The sequence below is a fragment of the Jeotgalicoccus meleagridis genome, assembly GCF_903994045.1.
GTDB lineage: Bacteria > Bacillota > Bacilli > Staphylococcales > Salinicoccaceae > Jeotgalicoccus > Jeotgalicoccus meleagridis.
Window position 1 is genome coordinate 155551 of the sequence record NZ_CAJEWD010000007.1, and the last position, 7335, is coordinate 162885.

The window sequence follows — 7335 nt, forward strand, 5'->3', positions numbered from 1 at the left end:
GGCAATACAGTGCATATTATTGCATTAAGTTTAAATTATAAAAATGCGAGCGTAGAAGATAGAGAGAAAGTAACCTTTCAAGATGATGAAGTGGTGGAAGCCCTTCATGCGCTACGTGATCAAAAAAGCATACTAGAAGCAACATTACTGTCTACCTGTAACCGAACTGAACTCTATGTAGTGAGTGATCAAGAACACACAGGTGCTTATTATACGAGGAAATTTTTAGCTGAATGGTTTGACGTTGACTACGACACAATTAAAGGCATGACTGAATTAAAAGTGGCTGAAGAAGCAGTTGAACACTTATTTAAAGTCACAGCTGGACTGGATTCTATCGTCTTAGGTGAGACGCAAATTCTCGGTCAAATTCGTCAGGCATTTTTAATTGCACAAGAAGAGCATACAACAGGAACGATCTTTAATAAACTCTTTAAAGAGGCGATTACTGTCGCTAAACGCGGACACAATGAGACAGACATTTCAAAAAATGCTGTATCAATGTCTTATGCTGCGGTAGAACTTGCTAAAAAGATCTTTGCCAATGTGAAAAAATCTAAAGTCTTAGTCATTGGGGCAGGGGAGATGGCAGAAGAGTCACTCTTGAACTTAACGTCTAACGGCATCGAAGATTTAGTGGTCGTCAACCGCTCAATCGATAAGGCTAAAGCGCTCGCTGATAAGTTTAAGGGTCGTGCGACGCTCTTAGCAAACCTCGAAGAAGAACTACTTGATGCTGATATTGTGATTTCAAGTACTTCATCGAATACTTATGTCATCGATAAAGAAATGATGGACCGTGTGAGTACAAAACGCGGTAATCAGTCTTTAATCATGATTGATATCGCTATGCCTAGAGATATTGATCCTTCTATTAGTGAATCCGATACAATTTATATATATAACGTGGATGATTTACAAGGTTTAGTGGATGCTAACTTGAAAACAAGAGAAAAAGAAGCCGAAAAAATCATGAATATGATCGATGGTTCTAGAGATGATTTCGAAGAATGGTTAAATGTCCAAGGTGTGGTGCCTGTCATTCAAGCAATGCGAACTAAAGCTTTAGATATTCATTCATCTACTTTCGAATCATTAGAAAGAAAATTACCAGACATGTCCGAGCGTGAGCGTACCGTGGTGTCTAAACATATGAAGAGTATTATCAATCAAATGTTAAGAGACCCAATTATCTTTACTAAAGAAATTGCAGGCTTAGCGGACCGTGACGAAAAATTAAAAGATATTGAAGCAATGTTTCATATAGAAGAGGAAGTTGAGAGCGAGCGTGCCAAGTCTAAAGAGAAGAATATTGAAAAACTTCAAGCACGTAAAAAAGAGCTTAGACTGACTTAAGCAGGTGGAAATTATGGAATTACTATTCCGTTTGCAAGAAATCATATTACTTTTATATTTCATCAGCCTTTCTCTCTTGTCATATGATCTATTTACTAGAAATCGACAAGTCAGAAAGGCTGCTCTGTATGTGATGACACCCGCTGTGATCTTACATTTCCTAACTGTCGTACAGCTAGGTATGAGCCTAAAGCGCATTCCAATCATGACTTTTTCAGAAGGGGTGCTTACTTTAAGTCTTGGCCTCATCGTACTCGGTGTCATTCATTTTTACAGAAATAAAAGTGAGTTTGTGCTCTTGTTTTACTTATTAATTACTGTCTTTTTATTAATATTTTATACTTTTTCATCATTGAATTTTAATTCAACAGCTTTGACATTAAATATTGTCAATGAGTTATTACTTGTACATATTGGCAGTGCTTTGATTGCTTATGCAATCTTTTTTATATCGATGATACACGCAGTGACTTTCTTAATCCAAGAGCGGAATTTAAGAAAGAAAGACTTTAACCGTTCTTTCTTTTCACTCTTTAGTGTAGAAACAGCAAAAAAATTAATGATTAGGCTGGCCTTTATCGGTATGCTCTTCATGGTAATCTCTATTATAATAGGCATTGTCTGGGGTATACAGATTATTGGATATCATGTCTTTTTAGATCTGAAGGTCATCGGCACAGTCATGCTCATCATTTTGTATGCCTTGATTTTAACTGAGATGAAGTTAAACGGTAATATGAGGCGATTTGCTAAGTCTAACATTATCTTGTTTGCCTTAGTCATGATCAACTACCTCGTTATCTCAGAGTTTTCAAATTTTCATTTATGGTCATTATAAGGAGAGTTAATTATGAGAAAAATTGTTGTCGGATCCCGTCAAAGTGGACTCGCATTAACACAGTCCAAGCAATTTATTAAAAAACTACAAGATAAATTCCCCGAACTTGAAGTAGAGATAAAAAAGATCGTCACTAAAGGGGATCGCATCGTAGACGTTCAGCTGTCTAAAGTTGGAGGAAAGGGACTTTTCGTTAAAGAAATCGAAACAGCACTTTCTAATAAGGAAATTGATATGGCGATTCACAGTCTAAAAGACGTACCAAGTGTGCTACCTGACGGCTTTAGTATTGCATGTGTGCCTGAACGTGAAGATATGAGAGATGCTTTTTTATCTAATAATAAAGTATCTTTTAAGGATTTGCCTAAAGACAGTGTCATTGGAACGTCGAGCCTTCGTCGTGCAGCTCAGTTAAAAGCAATTAGAGATGACATTACAGTTAAATGGGTACGCGGGAATATCGATACGCGTATTAAGAAGATGGAGTCCGGTGAATACGACGCGATTCTTTTAGCTGCTGCTGGCTTAAAACGTATGGGTTGGTCAGACAATGTCGTCACTGAATATTTTGAACCTGAAGATTTCATTCCGGCAATCGCCCAAGGGGCGCTTGGAATTGAAGTGAGAAGTGATGACCAAGAGCTTATCGATATGTTGCAAGCTGTGCATTCAGAAGAAACAGCCTTATGTACAAATGCAGAACGTACCTTCTTAAAACGCATGGATGGTTCTTGCCAAGTACCGATTGGTGGATATGCAACTCTAGAAGACGGAGAGCTATATTTAACTGGTTTAATTATGTCAGAAGATGGCAATGAAAGATATGTCGTTAAAAAATCACACGAAGATCCAGAAACACTCGGTAACTTAGTTGCTGATGAAATGGAAAAAATGGGTGCTAAAGATATTATCGACATGATTAACAATGAAAAATAAAACAACTGTTTTTGTCACTCAGATGAAATGTCAACTTCAAGATGAGGACTTAAATATTGTCCATTGTCCTTTAATTCAAACGAAGATGATGGACTTTGATACAGACTTATTAAAACAACATTATGATTTACTCGTCATGACTTCTAAAAAAACGGTCGACTATCTCAGTCCGTATTTTAAGGACTTAAATGTCGACCGTATCGCAAGCATCGGTAAGAAGACTTCAGAAGCCTTGGAATCACACGGTTTAAAAATTGATTTTGAACCGCGTCAATTTACTCAAGAAGGCTTTATAGAAGAAGTTGAAATTACAAAAGGGCAGGACATACTCTATCCGGCTAGTCGGGATAAAAGACCCCTCATGCGAGATTATATGAGGAATGCTGGGGCTAATGTGACAGAAATTCCACTCTATTATCCTGAGGCTAAAGAAGAAAGTTTATCGATGATAAAAGACCATCTAGCAAATATAGACTTTCTGACCTTGTCTTCGCCTTCAGCGGTAGAGGCCTTGATGACTCGCTTTACACCAGAAGATTTAAAAGACCTAGAGATTGTCGCTATTGGTCACGTGACAGAGAGTAAACTGAAATCATATGGTCTTTATGCACGAACGCCGGAGCATGAGACTTTAGAAGATATGATTAATTATATTAAGGAGCGTATTGGGAAATGAATTTTGATAGACATCGTCGTTTAAGAAGAACAAGCTTTATGAGAGATATGGTACGTGAAACTCACCTGAGAACAGAAGACTTAATCTACCCGATTTTTGTCGTTGAAAAGCCAGATGTCAAAGCTGAAATACCATCTATGAAGGGGATCTACCAAATCTCCTTAAACCTTTTAAAAGAAGAACTCGATGAAGTGGTTAAACTTGGAATTAAGAGTGTGGTCTTCTTTGGAATTCCAAACCATAAAGACCCTGAAGGAAGTGGTGCTTACCACGACCATGGTATTGTTCAAGAAGCATGTCGTTTATCAAAACAACTTTACCCTGAGCTCTTAGTCATACTCGATACTTGCCTATGTGAATACACAGATCATGGCCACTGTGGCTTAATTGATCCAGTGACGAAAGATGTGGATAATGATGCGTCATTACCGCTTTTAGTCCAAACGGCTGTCTCACAAGCAAAAGCTGGTGCAGACATTATTGCACCATCTAATATGATGGATGGTTTTGTCGCTCACATTAGACAAGGCCTAGATGAAGCGGGCTTTAGTCATATTCCAATCATGTCTTATGGTATCAAATACGCCTCTAAATTCTACGGACCGTTTAGAGATGCTGCAGAATCCACACCATCTTTTGGTGACCGTCGTACTTATCAAATGGACCCTGCTAACCGTCTAGAAGCTCTACGTGAATTAGAATCAGATGAACTTGAAGGTGCAGATATGATGATTGTTAAACCTGCCTTGTCGTATCTAGACATCATCAGAGATGTAAGAAATGAGTCTAACTTACCAGTTGTTGCTTATAATGTGAGTGGGGAGTATGCCATGACAAGAACGGCAATTGATATGGGACTCCTAGATGAAGAAGTGATCGCCGAACAAATGATTTCCATGAAACGTGCCGGTGCAGATATGATCATTACTTATTTCGCTAAAGAATTAGCTGAGAAAATAAATAAGGGAGAGATATAAATGTACGATAAGTCAAAAGCACTATACAAAGAAGCAGTAGAAGTCATGCCTGGTGGGGTGAACTCTCCAGCAAGAGCGTTTAAATCTGTCGGAGATCATCCTCTCTTTATCGACCATGCTAAGGGTTCAAAACTCTATGATGTCGATGGTAATGAATATATTGATTACTCCTTAAGTTTTGGGCCATTAATTTTAGGTCATGCTAACGATAAGGTCGTTCAAGCGGTTCAAGAAGCGGCTGCTAAAGGGACTTCTTTTGGTGCACCAACCGAATTAGAAACTAAGATGGCAGAACTTGTAATTGAACGTGTGCCATCTATCGAAATGGTCCGTATGGTGTCTTCAGGTACTGAAGCGACACTTGCAGCTTTACGCCTCGCACGTGGTTACACTGGTAGAGAAAAAATACTTAAATTTGAAGGCTGCTACCACGGTCATAGTGACTCGCTCTTAATTAAAGCAGGTTCAGGTGTAGCAACACTTGGACTCCCAGACTCTCCAGGAGTCCCAGAAGGTACAGCAAAAAATACCATTACTGTTCCTTATAATGATCAAGAAAGCTTAAAAGAAGCCTTTGAAAAATTCGGAGACGATATTGCCGCAGTGATTATGGAACCAGTTGCAGGTAATATGGGGGTTGTACCACCACTTGATGGCTACCTTCAATTTGTTCGTGATATTACAGAAGAAAATGGCACTTTACTGATTTTTGATGAAGTTATGACAGGCTTTAGAGTGGGTTACAACTGTGCCCAAGGCTACTTTGGTATTACACCTGACTTAACTTGTCTTGGTAAAGTTATCGGTGGTGGACTCCCAGTCGGTGCTTACGGTGGTAGAAAAGATATTATGGAAAATATCGCACCAAGCGGTGACATCTATCAAGCGGGTACTTTATCAGGTAACCCATTAGCGATGAGCGCAGGATTAGAAACTTTAAAACAACTCTCTCCTGAGAGCTACGAAGATTTCAACGCACTTGCTGACGAACTTGAGAAAGGTCTAAAAGAAGTATTTGCTAAACACGATAAACCCATCACAGTTAACCGTGCAGGCTCAATGATCGGCTTCTTCTTAACTGAAGGTCCTGTAGTAGACTTTGATTCAGCTAACACAAGTGACTTAGAACTCTTTAGAAATATGTACCAGGCCCTCCTAAACGAAGGCGTCTACTTACCGCCATCACAGTTCGAAGGTATGTTCTTGTCAACAGCCCACACTAAAGAAGATATAGAAACAACCATCAGAGCCTTTGATAGTGCATTAAGTAAAGTATCTGGTAAATAATTTAAAATTACTACTTCATGCTTCGATATTTATGTGTATAATAGTAGTGATAGAATTATATGGGGGGTAAACGATAATGAGCGATAAGAAACGTCAAACTGGTAAAAAAGTCGATGGTCAACCTCGCTACATCGACAAAAACGAAACAAAGAGTGGTAAAGGTACCTCTAATTTATATTGGTTAATTCCGGTTATTATTGTACTTTTAATTGTTCCAGTGATGATTTATCACCTTGGTAGCGGTAGTGGTGAGGAAGATACTGCTAGTGAGGAAACAACAAGTGAAGAAACAGCAGATTCAGGTGAGTCTGAAGAATCTGAAGGTGGAGACTCAGAAGAATCTTCTGAAGAAGGTGCTTCAAGCGGTGACGTCGACGCTGAAGGCATTGCACGCGACAACTGTGCATCATGTCACGGTCAAGACTTCTCAGGTGCAATGGGTCCAGCTTTAGCAGGTACTTCACTATCTGAAGAAGACTTCACAACAACAGTTCGTGATGGTAAAGGTTCAATGCCAGCGTTCTCAACAGACCAAGTAGCTGATGAAGAACTAACAGCACTGTATCAATTCTTCTCTGAACAATAAAGTTCAAGGCAAACTCTTATTTAGAGTTTGCCTTTTTTCTTTTTTCGGATAGGGTATATGAGTAGAGAAGCTGTGATGATGTTTGCTGGTGGTTGGAGTGTTGGCGGTTCAATGAGAGTTGTTCATAGTCCTCCGGGGGTGTTGGCGGTTCAATGAGAGTTGTTCATAGTCCTCCGAAGGTGCTAGCGGTTCAATGAGAGTTACTCATAGTCCTCCGGAGTCTAGATTTTTTTGGAAAGATCCGTCTTTGTCCTTATGTAAAACAGATAGAGGACTAGATGTCCATTAATTTTGAAATTTTGGCACTTAATGTCCAGTTTATTTATGCTATCAGTACAATGAAGACACGACGAAGTCCAGGTAACGGCTTATCAGGACAATGAGAACACGACGAAGTCCAGGTAACGCGCTATCAGGACAATGAGCACTCGACGAAGTCCAGATAACGGCTTATCAGGACAATGAGGACTCGACGAAGTCCAGGTAAACGCTTATCAGGACAATGAGCGCACGACGAAGTCCAGGTAACGCGCTATCAGGACAATGAGCACACGACGAAGTCCAGATAACACGCTATCGGTACAATGAGCGCCGCTCATAGTCCAGATAAACGCCAACAAAATTTTTCCACCCAGAAAAATCCAAAATTATAACCCAACCCAACCCAACCCACGCCCAC

At 39.5% G+C, this 7335-nt stretch carries 7 protein-coding genes; all 7 read left to right on the forward strand.

Translation table 11 applies throughout. The features are described 5' to 3' along the window. Positions 1-9 precede the first annotated feature (9 nt). The gene (hemA, locus tag JEOSCH030_RS05590) at positions 10-1356 is read left to right on the forward strand and encodes a glutamyl-tRNA reductase (RefSeq protein ID WP_185125642.1); all 1347 of its coding nucleotides are present in this window, start codon (positions 10-12) and stop codon (positions 1354-1356) included. A gap of 13 nt (positions 1357-1369) precedes the next feature. Next, positions 1370-2194, forward strand: a complete 825-nt coding sequence (gene ccsA, locus JEOSCH030_RS05595; RefSeq protein ID WP_185125643.1) for a cytochrome c biogenesis protein CcsA — start codon at positions 1370-1372, stop codon at positions 2192-2194. Positions 2195-2206: 12 nt separating this feature from the next. Beyond that, entirely contained in the window at positions 2207-3130 is a 924-nt protein-coding gene (gene hemC, locus JEOSCH030_RS05600) for a hydroxymethylbilane synthase (RefSeq protein ID WP_185125644.1), read from the forward strand. Next, entirely contained in the window at positions 3120-3806 is a 687-nt protein-coding gene (locus JEOSCH030_RS05605) for a uroporphyrinogen-III synthase (protein WP_185125645.1), read from the forward strand. The genes hemC and JEOSCH030_RS05605 overlap by 11 nt, the downstream gene beginning before the upstream one ends. Then, positions 3803-4783 carry a porphobilinogen synthase gene (hemB, locus tag JEOSCH030_RS05610; protein WP_185125646.1) on the forward strand — a complete coding sequence of 327 codons (981 nt, stop codon included), beginning with the start codon at positions 3803-3805 and terminating at the stop codon, positions 4781-4783. The genes JEOSCH030_RS05605 and hemB overlap by 4 nt, the downstream gene beginning before the upstream one ends. Then, positions 4784-6070, forward strand: a complete 1287-nt coding sequence (gene hemL, locus JEOSCH030_RS05615) for a glutamate-1-semialdehyde 2,1-aminomutase (protein WP_185125647.1) — start codon at positions 4784-4786, stop codon at positions 6068-6070. 76 nt (positions 6071-6146) lie between these two features. After that, on the forward strand, positions 6147-6656 hold the full coding sequence (locus JEOSCH030_RS05620) for a c-type cytochrome (protein WP_235962228.1): 510 nt from the start codon (positions 6147-6149) through the stop codon (positions 6654-6656). Positions 6657-7335 lie beyond the last annotated feature (679 nt).

Bases quoted from the DNA above. Each gene is read 5' to 3' on its own strand.
- ccsA (WP_185125643.1), top strand. From the start codon at position 1,370: ATGGAATTACTATTCCGTTTGCAAGAAATCATATTACTTTTATATTTC.
- hemC (WP_185125644.1), top strand. From the start codon at position 2,207: ATGAGAAAAATTGTTGTCGGATCCCGTCAAAGTGGACTCGCATTAACA.
- JEOSCH030_RS05605 (WP_185125645.1), top strand. From the start codon at position 3,120: ATGAAAAATAAAACAACTGTTTTTGTCACTCAGATGAAATGTCAACTT.
- hemB (WP_185125646.1), top strand. From the start codon at position 3,803: ATGAATTTTGATAGACATCGTCGTTTAAGAAGAACAAGCTTTATGAGA.
- hemL (WP_185125647.1), top strand. From the start codon at position 4,784: ATGTACGATAAGTCAAAAGCACTATACAAAGAAGCAGTAGAAGTCATG.
- JEOSCH030_RS05620 (WP_235962228.1), top strand. From the start codon at position 6,147: ATGAGCGATAAGAAACGTCAAACTGGTAAAAAAGTCGATGGTCAACCT.